This is a genomic window from Acinetobacter sp. AC1-2 (assembly GCF_016124155.1).
Lineage (GTDB): Bacteria > Pseudomonadota > Gammaproteobacteria > Pseudomonadales > Moraxellaceae > Acinetobacter > Acinetobacter calcoaceticus.
This window is the reverse complement of the sequence record NZ_JABFFO010000001.1, coordinates 2,174,157-2,191,532: the sequence shown is the minus strand read 5'-3', so window position 1 is coordinate 2,191,532 and position 17,376 is coordinate 2,174,157. Positions and strand designations below refer to the sequence as shown.

18 protein-coding genes are annotated in these 17,376 nt (G+C 38.7%); 12 read left to right on the top strand and 6 right to left on the bottom strand.

Annotation, left to right across the window (positions count from 1 at the left end; genetic code table 11):
- Positions 1 to 63: 63 nt before the first annotated feature.
- The 3 genes from minC to HL290_RS10115 form a co-directional block, all read right to left on the bottom strand.
- Positions 64 to 792, bottom strand: a complete 729-nt coding sequence (minC, locus tag HL290_RS10125; RefSeq protein ID WP_004641649.1) for a septum site-determining protein MinC — start codon at positions 790 to 792, stop codon at positions 64 to 66.
- 120 nt (positions 793 to 912) lie between these two features.
- A complete protein-coding gene (locus tag HL290_RS10120; protein ID WP_198496363.1) occupies positions 913 to 1,959 on the bottom strand; it encodes a preprotein translocase subunit SecA in 1,047 nt (348 codons plus the stop codon).
- Between the two features lie 15 nt (positions 1,960 to 1,974).
- Positions 1,975 to 2,901 (bottom strand): acyltransferase, encoded by a 927-nt coding sequence (locus HL290_RS10115; RefSeq protein WP_045434764.1) that lies wholly within the window; start codon positions 2,899 to 2,901, stop codon positions 1,975 to 1,977.
- Positions 2,902 to 3,147: 246 nt separating this feature from the next.
- Here HL290_RS10115 and HL290_RS10110 point away from each other — a divergent pair, with 246 nt between their 5' ends.
- From HL290_RS10110 to HL290_RS10065, 10 genes are all read left to right on the top strand, one after another.
- Entirely contained in the window at positions 3,148 to 3,801 is a 654-nt protein-coding gene (locus HL290_RS10110; protein ID WP_198496362.1) for an OmpA family protein, read from the top strand.
- A gap of 192 nt (positions 3,802 to 3,993) precedes the next feature.
- Positions 3,994 to 6,033, top strand: coding sequence for a UvrD-helicase domain-containing protein (locus tag HL290_RS10105; protein WP_005042641.1), 2,040 nt, complete (start codon positions 3,994 to 3,996; stop codon positions 6,031 to 6,033).
- Positions 6,034 to 6,056: 23 nt separating this feature from the next.
- Positions 6,057 to 6,509, top strand: a complete 453-nt coding sequence (gene dut, locus HL290_RS10100; protein WP_003653255.1) for a dUTP diphosphatase — start codon at positions 6,057 to 6,059, stop codon at positions 6,507 to 6,509.
- Positions 6,510 to 6,708: 199 nt separating this feature from the next.
- On the top strand, positions 6,709 to 8,127 hold the full coding sequence (locus HL290_RS10095; RefSeq protein WP_198077858.1) for a phosphomannomutase/phosphoglucomutase: 1,419 nt from the start codon (positions 6,709 to 6,711) through the stop codon (positions 8,125 to 8,127).
- A gap of 15 nt (positions 8,128 to 8,142) precedes the next feature.
- Positions 8,143 to 9,048, top strand: a complete 906-nt coding sequence (argB, locus tag HL290_RS10090) for an acetylglutamate kinase (protein WP_003653251.1) — start codon at positions 8,143 to 8,145, stop codon at positions 9,046 to 9,048.
- 122 nt (positions 9,049 to 9,170) lie between these two features.
- Positions 9,171 to 9,953, top strand: coding sequence for a GNAT family N-acetyltransferase (locus HL290_RS10085; RefSeq protein WP_045434753.1), 783 nt, complete (start codon positions 9,171 to 9,173; stop codon positions 9,951 to 9,953).
- Between the two features lie 107 nt (positions 9,954 to 10,060).
- Positions 10,061 to 10,909 carry a class II glutamine amidotransferase gene (locus HL290_RS10080; protein WP_198496361.1) on the top strand — a complete coding sequence of 283 codons (849 nt, stop codon included), beginning with the start codon at positions 10,061 to 10,063 and terminating at the stop codon, positions 10,907 to 10,909.
- A gap of 251 nt (positions 10,910 to 11,160) precedes the next feature.
- Positions 11,161 to 11,616, top strand: a complete 456-nt coding sequence (locus HL290_RS10075) for a bacteriohemerythrin (protein ID WP_017388663.1) — start codon at positions 11,161 to 11,163, stop codon at positions 11,614 to 11,616.
- A gap of 151 nt (positions 11,617 to 11,767) precedes the next feature.
- On the top strand, positions 11,768 to 12,835 hold the full coding sequence (locus HL290_RS10070; RefSeq protein WP_198496360.1) for a hypothetical protein: 1,068 nt from the start codon (positions 11,768 to 11,770) through the stop codon (positions 12,833 to 12,835).
- The gene (locus HL290_RS10065) at positions 12,835 to 13,146 is read left to right on the top strand and encodes an RnfH family protein (RefSeq protein WP_005048580.1); all 312 of its coding nucleotides are present in this window, start codon (positions 12,835 to 12,837) and stop codon (positions 13,144 to 13,146) included. The genes HL290_RS10070 and HL290_RS10065 overlap by 1 nt, the downstream gene beginning before the upstream one ends.
- A 67-nt stretch (positions 13,147 to 13,213) precedes the next feature.
- Here the strand turns inward: HL290_RS10065 and HL290_RS10060 are convergent, their stop codons facing one another.
- On the bottom strand, positions 13,214 to 13,612 hold the full coding sequence (locus tag HL290_RS10060; protein WP_003653245.1) for an outer membrane protein assembly factor BamE: 399 nt from the start codon (positions 13,610 to 13,612) through the stop codon (positions 13,214 to 13,216).
- A 111-nt stretch (positions 13,613 to 13,723) separates the two neighbouring features.
- On the opposite strand from HL290_RS10060, the gene fur reads away from it, so the two are divergent.
- Complete coding sequence (fur, locus tag HL290_RS10055) at positions 13,724 to 14,161, top strand: ferric iron uptake transcriptional regulator (protein WP_003653242.1); 438 nt, start codon at positions 13,724 to 13,726, stop codon at positions 14,159 to 14,161.
- A 69-nt stretch (positions 14,162 to 14,230) separates the two neighbouring features.
- On the opposite strand, the gene HL290_RS10050 is transcribed toward fur, so the two are convergent.
- Positions 14,231 to 15,349 carry a PilT/PilU family type 4a pilus ATPase gene (locus HL290_RS10050; protein ID WP_004641663.1) on the bottom strand — a complete coding sequence of 373 codons (1,119 nt, stop codon included), beginning with the start codon at positions 15,347 to 15,349 and terminating at the stop codon, positions 14,231 to 14,233.
- A 19-nt stretch (positions 15,350 to 15,368) separates the two neighbouring features.
- Positions 15,369 to 16,406, bottom strand: a complete 1,038-nt coding sequence (locus HL290_RS10045; protein ID WP_198496359.1) for a type IV pilus twitching motility protein PilT — start codon at positions 16,404 to 16,406, stop codon at positions 15,369 to 15,371.
- A 126-nt stretch (positions 16,407 to 16,532) separates the two neighbouring features.
- Between HL290_RS10045 and HL290_RS10040 the strand changes: the two genes are divergently transcribed.
- Complete coding sequence (locus tag HL290_RS10040) at positions 16,533 to 17,225, top strand: YggS family pyridoxal phosphate-dependent enzyme (protein WP_198496358.1); 693 nt, start codon at positions 16,533 to 16,535, stop codon at positions 17,223 to 17,225.
- Positions 17,226 to 17,376: the final 151 nt, after the last annotated feature.

The following is a 17,376-nucleotide window of genomic DNA, read 5'->3' as shown; positions in this document are numbered from 1 at the left end:
ATCCACTCCTATTATGGTCATACACCCTTAAAAGGGCTGTTTTTTGGTGATTTACTTAATAAACTAAAGTTCAATCGCTTCAAATTCAAGCTCTTGCTTTTCATTTAAATATATATGTACTGGCTTTTTTACCACATGTTTAGGGATATCATCTGCGACACAATACGTTCCGGCAATGGAAACGAGCTCAGCCTCTAAAGATTGGCAAAAAATGCGTGCAGCTGCGTGCCCGCCCGCACCAGCAATGACTCTACCACGAACTGTGCCATAAATATGTATATTTCCTGATGCAATAACTTCAGAACCACTATTCATGCCAGCTTTCAAAATAATATCGCCGTTATCTTGTACGAGGGATTGGCCTGTACGCAAAATTTCATCATGATAAGAGGTAATATGGGCAACCGCTATCTTGTTTAGTGGTTTTTTTGTTTCTGCTGAAGACGAGGCAGGAGCGGTAGCCGGTTTTTCTACAATCGCCACTTGTTCGGTTGTGGCTTTAATACGCTGTAATGGTTGATCTGCCGGTAAAACAGGGAATTGAATAGCGCGAGCTTCATCTCCTAAAATACCATCGATTACCGCCATAGGTTGCAAACCTAAGCTCACCAGAAGTTGAATCAATGCAATTAATTCTTGCTCAACTGTACTGTCAATAATTACTAAAGTTCCCTGATAGGAACCTTCATTTAATATATTTGATAATTGCTGGCGGATCACATCATGATCATTGGTATCGAAGGTTATCCTGCTAAAGTTAACCATTCTGCCGGTAATCCGTATATCAGCCATAAGTCTTCCTTCAAGGCGTTAAACGAGCTGTAATAGCGTTAAGTTTATTGTAAATAGGGCAAATGCTAGAACAATTTGTGCCAATTCTCTAGCGAGATTCATAAAAAATTAAGTAAATGCTTATTCTTTGATTCGATCATACTCCGCAAGCGTTTGTTGCCATTGTTTGACCTTGACTTGTTTTCGTACAGACTCGAGTGTCTCGAACACAACAGATTCAACCAATTGCTCAAGCTGACGATTATTAATATTTATTTCACTCACTTTTTGAGAAATTAATTGATAAGTCGGATTTGGATGAGTTGATGAATTTTCAATGAGAGGCTCAATTAAACCGGCACTAATATTCTCACCTAATCTTTGACCAATACTTTGAATCTGTTGCTCAATGCGACCACCCACTAAAGGAATTAAGCGTAATAACTGGGTTAGTTCAGGGGTATCTACTATAGCCTGATCTACAATTTTCCCAACGCCTTTTGTAATTGCTGGCTTTTGTTCTTTTAAAGCGGTTGCTAAAGACTCTTGTAATAATGCTGTTAAGGTGACAGTAAATTGTTCACGATGATGATTAACCAAGTCGTGAATAATTTGTTTATGGCTAGAACTGGTTTCAAGTTCATATCGAATACCATCAATTACCGTAATAACAACACGATCGGACAGCTCTTCCATCACGACGCGATAGTAAAACAAACCTGTCTTTCGCCAGCTTGGCGGAACAACAGGATAGCCCAGCTCATGTAAGCGATAAGCAATAATTCCTGCTCGAAACAAACGTAAAAAACGAAGCTGAGGAATAATGGCTAAAATTTCATACCAGTGAATAAAAGGGAAAAAGAACCAACGTTTATGATGATTATAAATAATGGCAATGCCCCAGCGGACAAGTAACTCAACAATTAAAAAACCAATAAACCATGCTTCTGATGTGATTACCCATGGGTGAAGGGAATTACGGTAAAAGCTCACAATTTGGGGCAAATGAATGTGTTCGAAGAACCATGCCCCAATACTGCTCATTAAAAAGAAATTTGCAGCCAGACAGAACAGGTTAAAAATGATAATGAACACCATAAAGATGTCATAGATCAAAAACAGCTTAAATGAAAGACTGTTTGGATCGACATGGTGATATTTCGTTTTTTTCCCAGAACTGTTTTGCATAATAACGAGTGCTTTTTAAAGGTTTGTAGTGAGATATTGAGATTTCATTTGCTCAATAAGTTGATCTTTTTCGGTCCAAATTTCATGGACCCATTGTTGGAAACGTTCACGGTAAACCGCGTCATCTTCATAGTTTCCACCAAGAACCCAATCTGGAATTTCAATTTTACGCAAATTTACCGCAATTTTTGAAACATCACCTAGCCAGAAATTACTATATCCGGGTACGCCATTAGGGTAGACAATCGTCATATCAACCAAGGCATCAATTTTGTCACCCAAGATATTTAATGCAAGGGCTAAACCACCCGCTTTAGGTTTAAGTAAATGCTTATATGGTGATTTTTGCTGGTCATGTTTTTCTTGAGTAAAACGAGTACCTTCTAAATAATTCAATAATGTAAATGGTTGACTTAAAAGCTGCTCGCAGGCTTTACGTGCTTCCATCATGTCACGGTCTTTGAGTTCAGGATTTTTTGCAACCTGTTCTTTGGTGTGACGTTTCATCATTGGGAAGCCTAAAATTTTAAATGCTTGCCCAACAAAAGGAATAAAAATAAGTTCCCATTTGGTAAAAAAGCGGGTGAGTGGCATACGGGTTAAACCAAAATATTGATTTACCGTTGTATCGACCCAACTTTGATGGTTACACGTCATGAGATAACGACCTTGCATATTTAGGTCAAGTCCCTCATCGATCGTAATGTCCCATTTTAGATTTGGTAAGACATGATCAATCAACCAATTATTAACACCTAACCAGCTATTTGTAATTTGGATATTGGTTTCATCTATTTTTGATGATTTTTTTAATAGCTTGGTCAGACCTAATGCCAAAACAGGTGGACCATGAAAAAACGTACTTCCTGTAATGACTGTACCTACAGTGAGTCCACGTGTAATTTTTTTTAGCGCAGATTGCTTATTGGGTGCAGTTGACATATGAATGACCCCGAATGTCTAAAATCCATAGAAAAGTTGTTTAACTATAACTATCGTAATATGAAATACAACGACATCTTAGACAACAATGAAGAAATTGTGATGAGCTAGCATCTGAAAGTGCATCAAAATATTACAAAAAAGTAACTAAAGTGTTTATTATTAACAAAATATCAATGTTTTATACTTCGTTTTTGTTTCATTATTCATCCAGACAACAAAACACACAAAGTGAGGAGGCATGCAATGCGTGCATTAGTTATTTCAACAGTGGTAGGGGCAGCAGTAGTACTATCTGGTTGTCAAACAACTGGTAATAATCTTGGTGGCGTTGAATACGATAAAGCCGCATTAGGTACTTTAATTGGCGCAGCTGCTGGTTACGGTATTTCTAAATCAAGTGCAAACTCTAGCCGTCAAAACAACCGTGCTGCAGCAATTGGTGCAGTTCTTGGTGCCGCTGGTGGTGTATATCTTGACCAGAAAGAGAAAAAATTACGTCAACAAATGGCAGGTACTGGCGTAGACGTTGGTCGTAATCCAGATGGCTCTGTTCAATTGATTATGCCTGGTAGCATTACTTTTGATACAAACAAATCAAACATCAAGCCAAACTTCTATTCAACTTTAGACAAAGTAGCTCAAACATTGGCTGAAGATAACAAGAGCGCGATTTTGGTTACTGGTTATACTGATAACACTGGTAATGACTCTATCAACATTCCGTTATCTCAATCACGTGCACAATCAGTTAAAAACTATTTAGCTGGTAAAGGCCTTTCATCTAGCCGTATCGATGCACAAGGTTATGGTTCTTCTAACCCAATCGCAGATAACTCAACTGCGTCTGGTCGTGAACAAAACCGTCGTGTAGAAATCAGCATCTATGCAAAACAATAAGATTTAAATTATTGTATTAAAAACCACCTTCGGGTGGTTTTTTTATGACTATGAATAATAAATAACCACGACAAACTGCGGCGCATAAATTGCATTATTAGACATCATTTATACATATCCGTAGATTTACTATTGGGATTCTAAAACAGAGATGACTATAATCATGCTCGAAAAATTAAGAGGTACTACACGATGTCATCTGCCAGTCAATTGAACAACAAGCAAGAAGAAGCCATGAAATATACTCAGGGCCCTTTATTGGTGCTTGCTGGTGCTGGTTCAGGTAAAACATCGGTAATTACTCGTAAAATTGCCTATTTGGTGCAGCATTGCCGTATTCCAGCGCATCGTATAACCGCGATGACCTTCACAAACAAAGCTGCACGTGAAATGAAAGAGCGTGTGACCAAACTTTTGTCACGTGAAGAATCAAAAGGCTTATCGGTTTCCACCTTCCATACTTTTGGTTTAAACCTTTTACGTTTGGAACTTAAAAATTTACCTTTAAAAGCTAATTTTTCGATTTTAGATGCAGATGACTGTAAACGTATTTTGATGGATCTGATGCATCGCGACAATTTGTCGGGTGCAGAAAGCAAAGAATTAATTGCCAAGGCAATGAAGAAAATTTCAGATTGGAAAAACGATCTGATCGTGCCAGAGCAAGCACATTCGACTTGTGAAACACCTGAAGATGTACAGTTTGCCCATCTTTACCAACTTTATGAACGTAATCTACGTGCTTACAACGCTGTTGATTTTGATGACTTGATTGTTATGCCAACACGCTTATTGCAAGAAAATGCAGAAGTACGTGATAAATGGCAAAACCGTGTTCGCTATTTATTGGTCGATGAATATCAAGATACCAACACAGCCCAGTATATTTTGGTCAAGCTTTTAGTTGGGGTGATGGGGCAGTTCACTGCGGTAGGTGACGATGACCAGTCGATCTACGCGTGGCGTGGGGCTAAGCCTGAAAATATGGCTTTGCTTAAACAAGATTTCCCAAATTTACATATTATTAAACTTGAACAGAACTATCGTTCAACCAGCCGTATTTTAAAAGCGGCGAACTGTGTGATTCAAAATAACCCACATATTTTTGATAAGAAATTGTGGAGTGATAAGGGGCATGGGGAAGTCATCAGAATTATTACGTGTCGTAATGATGATGATGAAGCAGAGCGCGTGGTAAAAGACTTACTGACTCACAAGCTGATGAACGGTAAAAACTGGAAAGATTACGCGGTTTTGTATCGCGGTAACTTTCAGGCGCGTGTATTAGAAACACAGCTTCGTCAAATGCAAATCCCGTATAAATTATCTGGCGGTACATCTTTCTTTGCTCGTGCAGAAATTAAAGATGTAATGAGTTACTTGCGTCTTATTATTAACCCTGAAGATGACAGTGCGTTCTTACGTATTATTAATACGCCTAAACGCGCCATTGGGCCAGTTACTCTTGAGAAGTTAGGTTTATTCTCACAAGAAAATAATTTGTCTTTACTTGGTGCTTCTGCTGACCAACGTTTAAGCATGGTGCTTCCTAAAAAAGCAGAAACTCAACTTCATGAGTTTGCCGACTTTATTGCGACGTTTACCCGTGAATTGTTAGAAGACGATGAGCCTGTGCCTAAAGTTCGTCAAATGATGAATGAAGCTGGCTATATGGATTATGTTCGTGAACAGTCTGCAACACCTGCACAAGAGAAAAGTAAGCTCGATAATATCGAGAATTTATTTAACAGTATTCAAAACCTGATTAATCGCGCAGAAGATGTTGATGAAAAAAATATTGAAAGTGTCATTCGAAAACTGGTTCTGCTTGACCTGTTAGAACAGCAGCAGGAAGAAGAAGATACAGACAAAGTTAACCTTCTTACGTTACATGCGGCAAAAGGTTTGGAGTTCCCATATGTTTATATTATGGGATTAGAGGAAGAACTTTTACCGCATAAAAACTCAATTGCAGCAGAAACCATTGAAGAAGAACGCCGTCTTATGTACGTGGGAATTACCCGCGCACGTCAAGGTTTAACCTTAACTTTGGCAGAGCAGCGTAAAAATGGCGGGCAGATGAGACAGATGACCCCAAGCCGTTTCCTTGATGAACTCCCTCAAGATGAGTTGGAGTGGTTAGGGCGTAAAAAGAAAATTGCGGCTAATGTTGACCCTAAAGAACAGGCTCAACAATATCTGGCAAATTTAAAAGCTTTATTAAAGCGTTAATTTTTTAATTTTTAGGAAATCCCATGAAAGTTCAAGTGAAATTGCTCGATCCGCGTTTAGGTAAAGAATGGCCTTTACCTTCATATGCAACAGCAGGTTCAGCGGGTTTAGATTTACGTGCCTGCGTCGATGAAGCAATTGATATTGAACCAGGACAAACTGTTTTAGTGAAAACAGGTATGGCAATTTATATTCATGATGTAAATTTTGCTGGTTTAATTTTACCGCGTTCAGGTTTAGGGCATAAACACGGTATCGTGCTTGGCAATTTAGTTGGTTTGATTGATTCGGATTATCAAGGTGAATTGATGGTTTCGGTTTGGAACCGTGGTCAAACCACATTCCGTTTAGAACCAGGTGAGCGCCTAGCACAGTACGTTTTAGTTCCAGTTGTTCAAGCTGAATTTGAGCAAGTAGAAGAATTTGAAGAAACTTTACGTGGCGCTGGTGGCTTTGGTCACACAGGCAAACAATAAGTTTTTTGAAAATATTAACGAAAATCAAACGCCTGTTGAACAGGCGTTTCTTTTTACATCTTGAATGTTACAATGGATTATATTACAACACGCTTTACTCATATTCTTTTAACTTTTTTAGCAAACAAACCTTTCAAAAATTTTGAATAATCTATGTTTTTGCGATAGATCGGATTGATCTTTAAATAGAAGATACACTATGAATGTAAGACACTCATTTCCAAAAAGTATTTTTCGTGCTTACGATATTAGAGGCAAACTTTCTTACTTAACCGCGGACGTTGTTCGTTCGATTGCCTACGGATTGGCACAACAATACAAACAAGCAAAACAAACTCAATTAGTGATTGGCTATGATGCCCGTCTCACAAGTCCAGCCTATGCACACTTAATTGAAGAAATTTTAATAGAACAGGGTTTAGTGGTCACAAACATTGGTTGTTGTTCATCACCAATGATGTATTACATTGCGCGAGATTTTGGTGGCAATGGCATTATGGTGACTGCAAGCCATAACCCAAAGTCCGATAATGGTATTAAGTGGATTTTAAAAGGTGAACCACCGTCTCCAGAAATGATTCAGCAGGTGGGTGAAGAAGCACAAACTTATGTACCAGCCCATTCAATTTCTGTACTGGAGTTAACTGCACCTCAATTTAAAGCTGAGTTTTGCCAAAAATATCAGCAAGCCATTTTTAAAGATATTCAGTTAAAACGTCCTTTAAAAGTTGTTTTAGATGGTTTACATGGCTCTGCTGGACACTGCTCAAAATTAATATTGGAAAAAATGGGTTGTGAAGTGATTGCTTTACGAACCCATCCAAATGGAGAGTTTCCAGACCATGCACCAGACCCTTCGCATGCAGCTCACTTAACTCATTTGCGTAAAGCAGTTGTTGAGCAGCAGGCAGATATTGGCATTGCCCTTGATGGGGATGGTGACCGTGTAGTTTTAGTCGATGAAAAAGCCCAGATATTGACCGCAGACCGATTGTTGTCACTTTTTGCACAAATGTGTCTAGAGCAGCACCCAGAGCAAGAAATCGTTTTTGATGTGAAATGTTCACGCATGGTTCAAAAAACGGTCGAAAAACTCGGCGGAAAAGCAAAAATGATCCGTACGGGAAGTAGTTTTTTACGGGCTTATTTATCTCAGTCGAATGGACGCGCCATTTTTGGTGGAGAATATGCAGGCCACTATGTTTTTAATGATGGACGTGGTTTTGGCTATGATGACGGTTTATATGCTGCATTACGTGTAATGGAATATTTTACCCAATCTGATGCTACAACAATTTCCGAATTGTTTGCTCCTTATCCAGAAAGATGTTGTACAGAAGATACCTATATTGGTACGTATCAGTCCGATCCAAAGTATGTATTACAAGATATTGAAATTTTAAGTCATCGTTTAGGTGCTCGTATCAGTAAAATCGATGGCGTACGTCTTGATTTTGATGATGGTTTTGGCATTATTCGAGCATCAAATACTGGTGAATATTTTACAGTAAGATTTGACGCAGATAATCCTTTACGATTAAAGGAAATCCAGCAAAAATTTGTAGATATGTTGCAAGAGCACTATCCGCAAATTGCACAAGAACTTTCAGAGGCCTAAGTAAGGAGAGGCGTAATGCCCCAACATCAGCATATCGGTGTCGACAAAGCAAAAATCTTGATTGAAGCTTTGCCGTATATTCAACGTTTTACTGGTAAAACGCTGGTGGTGAAATACGGTGGCAACGCGATGACTGATCCGGAGCTAGAAAGTTCATTTGCCCGAGACATCGTTTTACTTAAAACTGTCGGGTTAAATCCGATTGTTGTTCACGGTGGTGGGCCACAAGTAGACTCATTTTTAAAGCAGTTAGGCCGCGAGTCTGACCGTATTGACGGTATGCGTGTAACTGATGCTGCAACCATGGAAGTGGTTGAAATGGTATTAGGCGGTAGCGTAAATAAATCGATTGTTAACCTGATTAATAAACATGGCGGCCGTGCTATTGGTTTAACAGGTAAAGACGGTAATTTACTTCGTGCACGTAAATTGCTCATGGAAAAGCAAGAAGAAGACGGTTCTATCAAACATATTGATTTAGGTATGGTTGGTGAAGTAACTGGCGTTAAAACAGATGTGCTGGAAATGTTTACCCAAAGTGACTTTATTCCAGTTATTGCGCCATTAGGTGTAGATGAAGAAGGCAATACTTATAATATTAATGCCGATTTAGTGGCTGGTAAGGTGGCAGAAGCATTAGGTGCTGAAAAATTAATCTTGCTCACAAACATTAGTGGCGTGCTGGATGAAAACAAAAATCTGTTAACTGGCCTTACTACGCAAGAAGTTGATCGTCTCATTGAAACAGGCGTGATCTATGGCGGTATGATTCCTAAGGTAGGTTGTGCACTTGATGCTGTTAAAGGCGGCGTTGTTAGTGCGCATATTGTTGATGGTCGCGTACCACATGCAACATTGCTTGAGATCTTTACTGATCATGGGGTTGGAACACTGATTTCTAATCGCGCAAAAACTGCTTAATAAAACCGTTATTCTCAATAAAAAGATCACTCTAGGTGGTCTTTTTTTATACCATTTTAATTTGGTCATTTTTTTGTCATGAGCTTTGACTAGTGTAAGGGGTGTCACTAGGAGCGTTCATTATGCTGGAAAAATTTAATCAATATCGCCAAACCTGGACTTTACCTTTAAATCGTCATAAAGCAATAAATCAAACGCAATTTCGTTTTGAGTGGGTTGATAATTTAAAAGAATTACAAGATGTACAACGATTTCGTGCACAACAATTTAGCCAACAATTTGGAATTCATTTTGAAGATAACTTAGATCAAGACATTTATGATTTTGGTTGCGAGCATGCAGTCTTACGTGAAAAGTGGACTGGAGAAATTGTAGCGTATACCCGTCTAAAATTATTTCAAGGTCATGAGATCGCACAAAGCTACAGCGCACATGAATTTGATATTGTTCCTCAGTTATCGCACCTTCCTAATGTGTTAGAAATAGGGCGTACCTGTGTCCATCCTCGCTTTCGTAATGGTAAAGCGTTATCGATGCTGTGGTTGAACCTTGCACCCAAAGTGCTATGGTCAATGCGGGCTAAATATTTGATGGGCTGTGTCAGTATTCATCTGCAAGATAATTTGGCTAGAGCGTACTATACGCATCGCCAGATTCAGCAATTATCTGAAAGCAAAACAATTGATATTCGTTCGAAAAAAATCTATGAACCTGAATATCCTGAGTTCAGTTTTCCACAAGATGAGCGTATGCCAAAACTGTTCCAAATGTATTTGAGCATGCAGTCAAAACTATCGAAACAGGCATTTTTTGATGAAGAATTTAACTGTCTAGATTATTTTGTATTTCTGGAAGTGAATAAAGTGGCGACTTCATTTGTTATGAATAAAATGGGGCAGCGTTAATAATATGTCTTATTTTCTAATAGCCAGCACATATTGAGATTTGCAAGCAATTTTACTCTCATGCACAATAGAGTATATGAGGTAATTAGAAGTAGTTTAAAAGCGATATGTGCCAGCTATTAGGAATGAATTGTGCAACACCAACGGATATCACTTTTTCTTTCCGTGGTTTTTCACAGCGTGCAGGAATTACCTCAGATCATAGTGATGGATTTGGTATTGCATTTTTCGAAGACAAAGCTTGCCGACTATTTGTCGATAACCAGTCGGCAGTTGAATCTCCAATTGCTGATCTTATCCGTAATTATCCTATCAAATCGCGTAACGTGATCGCGCATATCCGTAAAGCAACTCAAGGTAAAATCACTTTAGAGAACTCTCATCCCTTTATTAGAGAGTTGTGGGGCCGTCATTGGATTTTTGCCCATAATGGTGATTTACATGATTTTAACCCACCACTAAGTGGACGTTTTACCCCTGTGGGTAATACAGACAGTGAACGTGCATTTTGTTATTTGCTTGATCAATTGGTTGAAGCTTTCGGTTATGAAGAACCGAGTCTTGATGAGATATTTGAAGTATTAGAAAAAATTTCTCCACAAATTGCTGAATACGGCACATTTAATTATTGTTTGTCGAATGGGAAGGCATTATTTAGTTACGCGATAACTAAATTACATTGGTTGGTTCGAGAATATCCATTTAATCAGGCTCATTTAATTGACTTAGATGTTGAGGTTGATTTTAGTCAGGTCACTACACCTGAAGATCGCGTGGCAGTTATAACGACAGAACCTTTAACACATAATGAAAACTGGACTGCTTATCAACCAGGTGAAATGATTTTATTTCAACATGGTGAGCCGATTAAAAAAGCAATTACTCATGTGGAAAGATTAAAACGTGAGCAGGAAAATCCAGAGCTTAAACGTATTACTCGTGCAGATCAGTATTAATATAAAGTATATTTAAAATGTATGAATAGAGATATTTATATATATTTCACATTTAATAGTAAGGTATTTTGTTTAAAAAATACTTTATTATTTTAGTTGGTTAATTTTTTAAAAAATAAATAAAAACAATAACTTGATTTAAATATAATTTTTATATGATAAAGCCGACAAAATAGCTTTGTTTTTATTTATATTCTTTAAATATATCATGAGGTTTATGCAACAGTCATTGAACATCATTGGGGAGATGTATGAAAATGAAATGGGCTTCAGAATATAATACGGGCATTGAGGTTATTGATGAGCAACATAAACGAATACTTGATTATATTAATGAAATTGATGATGTAAAAGATGATGAAGATAGACGTCGTATTAAAGACGTTTTAGACAACATTATTGATTATACGCAATCACATTTTACTTTCGAAGAAAGTTTGCAAGAGGAAGCTGATTATAAATATCGTGTACCACATAAACGTGTTCATGATTTATTTATTAAAAAAATAGAGTTATATCGTGAGCGTTTTGAAATGGGACATACTGTTGAAAAAGAGCTACAAGAAATTTTAGCAAAATGGTTAATCAATCATATTCAACATGATGATGCTGATTATGTGGGGGCAGTAAAAGAAAACATGATGGGAATTATTAGAGAAAAAGAAAAGAAGAAAGGGAAAAACTGGTTTGCTCGGTTTTTCGCATAACTTAAATAACAAAACTTATAATTTTAGTTAGCGCAGCAAACTATCGATTCGGTAGTTTGCTTTTTTTATTGAGCAAACTTTGATTTTCAGGCATGAGACGGGCAAAATATCTATAGTCTTTTTCAAGGAATGCATAATGCAGGACATACCTATGTCACGATGGTTATCGCCCCTGATGGCGTTTTGCTTATCTTTCATCATTATGGCGACATTGGCACCCGCTATGGGAATCCAGATTGATCGTCAAATCGATTTCTGGTTATTGTGGTTAGGCACAATGCTGTTATTGGCTCTGCCAGTTTGTTATTTGGAAATTGCCTTAGCAAAACGGTCGAAGACTACTGCCTTAAATGCTTTATCAAGTTTAACTCGTGAAGCAGATAGTTCACCAAAATGGCGTTTGGCTGGTTGGCTTGCAGTTATTTTTATTCCATTTTTAGCAGGGAATGTACTGAGTACTGCTGGCAACTTACTGACAGCACAGCTCAATAATAGTGTTTCTGGGCAAATTGTTTTTGCTGGTCTTGCTGTTGCAGCTTTAATTTTATCTTTTATTCCGCGGCAGATTTTAATTGTGCTAATGACAGTCGGCGTAATTGCTTCTCTTGTTTTAGCTAATACAATGGGAACGACTTTACAGCCTTGGCATTGGACAAATGTTGAGTTTAAAGAATGGGGTAATGCGACCGTACTTGCACTTGTTGCAAGTGGTTTAGGCTTAGGACTTTACTGGCAAAATAGCTTGTCTGTAATTCACTCTCAAGAAGGTGCCACAAAAACTGCACTTCCAATCTGGTTGGCTCAGTTAATTGCTGTCGTCGCGTTTGGTTTCTTTTCTCTTCAAGCACAGCTTCCTGTTTTTACCTGGATTTTTACTGCGGTAATGACAACAGCTCTGTTTATTCAACTTGCCAAAGAACAGCTTGCTCAACGTCAGCTGATGTACGTTTTACAATGGGTTGTCATTATTTTGGCAATTGCGGTTTGGGCTGTGCCTGAACTTCATGGCATCTTTACGCTGATTTTGATGCTTTGGGGATTACTCATTTGCCTCATCTATGCAATTTTTGCTGGTTGGATTATGAAAATTAGCCACTTGCGTAAATCGATGAATTTTAGCAATGAGTTGTTTTATAACTTGTGGCGTATTGCAGTGCGTATTGTTTTACCGCTTTCAATTGTCATTGCCATGATTGCGGTAGTTGGACAAATGATCTGATGGAAAAAGCTCAGCAAGTGTGGGTTGCTTTTGCAGCCCCAGAGCAACAGTTTTTAGTTGCTATTCCATTTGAAGCTGGTATGACTGCATTACAAGCGGTTGAGGCAAGCGGGTTGCAGACACAGGTGAGTTTGCCTGAGCCATTACAACTTGGCATCTTTGGTGCAAAAGTTGAGGCACATGCGATTTTGCAAGCAGGTGATCGGGTAGAGGTCTATCGACCTTTAACTATTAACCCTAAAGATATACGCCGTAACCGCGCCGAGAAAAATCCTGTGGGACGATATATTAAAAGTAATCGCTTAAAGTAATAAGTCCCATAAATAAAACCCCTCGAAGTATTTCACTTGAGGGGTTTATTTTTATTAGAAAAAACGATTATAGTGGTGGGGCAGTTAAAATCGCTTCTTTAGAAGCAGGTAAACCTGGTTGCGATTCTGGAATAGTTTCTAAACCTTCAATTTTAGTTACTGTGCCAGTGCCATCAAAGTAAATTTTTAAATGCTGACCATGTGCTGCAGGAATTTTTGCCTTTTTAGCATAAGTTCCCGGGATATAGTTGTAAATGTAGTCCCAACGTTGAGGATTGAGGGGATCAGTCACAGTTGGACTACCAAGCAAAAAACGCACTTGCTGGAAATTCATGCCGACTTGTACTTGAGAGGCCTGAGCTTTGGTCAAAGGAGTCCCTTGAGGAATATCAACCTTATATACACCAAAGATTGAACAACCAGCAAGGAGTGAAGTGACTAATAACGTCAGCACGAGTTTTTGCATTTTGCTACACTATCCCAATAAATTATGATGCATTTGATCAAAGGATAGATCATACTTCATCTAAATTCTATTGCCTATTCCAACTTGAGATTTGTTGAGAGACCTTTTTTCATGCCTATTTCCAATCAAGATTTGCGCAAAGCTGGACTTAAAGTTACCCTTCCACGAATTAAGATTTTGGAATTATTAGAAAATTCAAAGCAACATCATCTTAGTGCTGAAGATATTTACAAGACTTTGTTAGAACAAGGGGAAGATGTCGGTCTTGCGACAGTTTACCGTGTGTTAACACAATTTGAAGCTGCGGGTATCATTCAGCGCCATCATTTCGAAAATAATCATTCTGTTTTCGAAATCATGCAAGAAGATCATCATGATCATTTGGTTTGCTATAATTGCAACAAAGTTATTGAATTTACTAATGATGTTATCGAGAAGGAACAGCATGCTGTAGCAGAACAACATGGGTTTACCTTAACAGGTCACTCATTAAACCTCTACGGTTACTGTAACGAACCTGAGTGTCAGGAAGTGTTGCGCAAGAAATAATCGTTTTCACATAAAGAAAACAAATAAAAAAGGAAGGTTACGTTTAACCTTCCTTTTTTTATGAAGAAATTACTGTCGATCGAAGGTTAAATGCTGATTTGTGCCTGCAATTTGATCAGGTCCTTCTTCGGCAAGCTTAATGGTCAAACGCAAATCGTTCGGTGAGTCGGCATGTTTTAATGCATCTTTATAAGTAATTTGGCCTGCTTTATAGAGATCAAACAACGCTTGGTCAAAGGTTTGCATACCGAGTTCACGCGAACGCTTCATTAAATCTTTAATTTCATGAATTTCGCCTTTACGGATGTAGTCAGAAATTAATGGCGAGTTAATCAAAATCTCAATGGCTGCACGACGTGAATTGCCATCTGGTGTTGGAATAAGTTGCTGCGCAATCATGGCCTTTAAGTTAAGCGATAAGTCCATGTAAAGCTGACTGTGGCGGTCACTTTCAAAGAAGTGAATAATACGATCGAGCGCTTGGTTGGCGTTGTTAGCATGCATTGTGGCCAATACAAGGTGACCTGTTTCAGCAAAGCCAATCGCGTAGTCCATAACTTCACGAGAGCGAATCTCACCAATTAAAATGACATCTGGTGCTTGTCGCAAAGTATTCTTTAAGGCAATTTCAAAAGAGTCTGTATCGATCCCGACTTCACGTTGAGTAATGATACAGCCCGCATGTTCATGAATAAACTCGATTGGGTCTTCAATGGTAATGATATGACCTTTAGTATTGTGATTGCGATAGCTGATCATTGAAGCCAAAGATGTCGATTTACCAGTACCTGTTGCACCAACAAAAATAATGATACCGCGTTTAGTCATTGATAAATCTTTAAGAACAGGCGGTAACTGCAAGTCATCAATTGAAGGAATTTTAGTTTCAATTCGACGTAGTACCATGCCTGGCATGTCGCGCTGCTGAAAAGCGCTCACACGAAAGCGGGCCGTTTTATCACGGTTCATAATGGCAAAGTTACATTCACGAGTGTCTGCAAATTCTTTGCGTTGTTTTTCGCTCATGATGGAATGTAATAGTTGACCAATAACGTCCCCAGAAAGACTATTTTTTGAAATTGGAACAATTTGCCCGTTAATTTTCATAGATGGCGCAACACCATCTGTAATAAAAAGATCGGATGATTTTTTTTCAACCATGAGGTTGAGTAGGTCATTAAAATCCATATTTATTCTCTAATTATTTTTATAGGAATGATTCAGGCTGTTTTGCAGCAGTACGTGCAGTTTGTGGGCTAATCACACCACGAGATACCAAACCTTTTAAGCTTTGGTCGAGTGTCGTCATGCCATGATTTGCACCAGTCTGAATTGATGAATACATTTGTGCGACTTTATTTTCACGAATTAAGTTACGAATGGCAGGAATACCAATCATAATTTCATGTGCTGCGACACGTCCGCCACCATTCTTTTTAAGGAGGGTTTGGGAAATAACAGCCTGTAAAGATTCTGACAACATGGCACGGACCATGTCTTTTTCTTCGGCAGGGAATACGTCAATCACACGGTCAATGGTTTTTGCGGCTGAAGTCGTATGGAGCGTACCAAACACCAAGTGACCAGTTTCAGCAGCGGTAAGTGCTAAACGAATGGTTTCAAGGTCACGCATCTCACCGACCAAAATAATATCGGGGTCTTCACGCAGTGCTGAGCGTAGTGCTTCATTAAAGCCATGCGTATCACGATGCACTTCACGCTGGTTAATCAAACATTTCTTTGACTGGTGTACAAATTCGATTGGGTCTTCAACTGTTAAAATATGGTCATAACGATTTTCGTTAATATAGTCCATCATCGCTGCAAGCGTAGTTGATTTCCCTGAACCTGTTGGTCCTGTAACTAACACAATGCCACGTGGGTAATCACAAATATCTTTAAAGATTTGCCCTAAGCCTAAATCTTCCATCGTGAGTACTTTTGATGGAATGGTACGAAATACTGCACCGGCACCGCGGTTCTGGTTAAATGCATTGACACGAAAACGCGCAACATTTGGAACTTCAAAAGAAAAGTCTGTTTCGAGCTTTTCTTCATAGTCACGGCGCTGTTTATCATTCATGATGTCATAGACCAGACGGTGAACATCTTTGTGGTCTAAAGCTGGTAAGTTAATGCGACGGACTTCACCATCAACGCGAATCAGTGGTGGCATGCCAGCAGATAAGTGTAAATCGGACGCGCCATTTTTCACAGAGAAAGCGAGTAGCTCTGTAATATCCATAATTTCCCCAAGTAAATCAAAATATGTCATTATTTTGTAGAATAATATACGGCTTTCACTGAGGCATACCAACACCTCGCTTTAGGTGAAAAGCAAAAAAGTTTTTTGAAAATGAGAACCTTGTCAATGAATTACCTGCAAGATGCGCGACAGCACGTATTACAGCAAATCCAGCGTGCTTGTGAACATGCTCAGCGTGCGCCTGAAACTGTGCAACTTTTAGCCGTGTCAAAAACACATCCAAGTGAAAGTTTGCGTGAAATGTATGCAGCAGGGCAAATAGCATTTGGCGAAAACTATTTACAGGAAGCTTTGGAAAAAATTGAAGCTTTACAAGATTTAGAAATTGAATGGCACTTTATTGGTCATGTTCAGCGAAACAAGACTAAAAATTTGGCTGAAAAGTTTGATTGGGTACACGGTGTAGATCGTTTAATTATTGCTGAACGATTATCTAATCAAAGGCTTCAAGATCAATCTGACTTAAATATTTGTTTGCAAGTGAATATTGACGGGCAAGATAGTAAAGATGGTTGTGCACCAGATGAGGTTGCCGAGTTAGTTGCTCAAATTAGCCAATTACCCAAAATCAGACTACGCGGTTTGATGGTGATTCCTGCACCTGATAATACTGCCGCTTTTGCAGATGCTAAGCGTTTGTTTGATGAGGTGAGAGAAAAACATACTCACCCTGTAGACTGGGATACTTTAAGCATGGGAATGTCAGGTGATTTAGAGACTGCAATTGCTGCAGGCTCAACCATGGTCCGTGTAGGGACAGCTTTATTTGGCGCTAGAGACTATTCACAAAAAGGATGATGTACGCTATTTCGTACGTTCATTGCGTCCTTTTGCGGCTATGGCGGGAAGTGGTTTTCACTTATTATGAATTCATCAGGAGACAGGATGTTTCTAAGAATAACAATAAACAGTGATGAATGGATGCATACAGGTACGACAGGAGTTATAC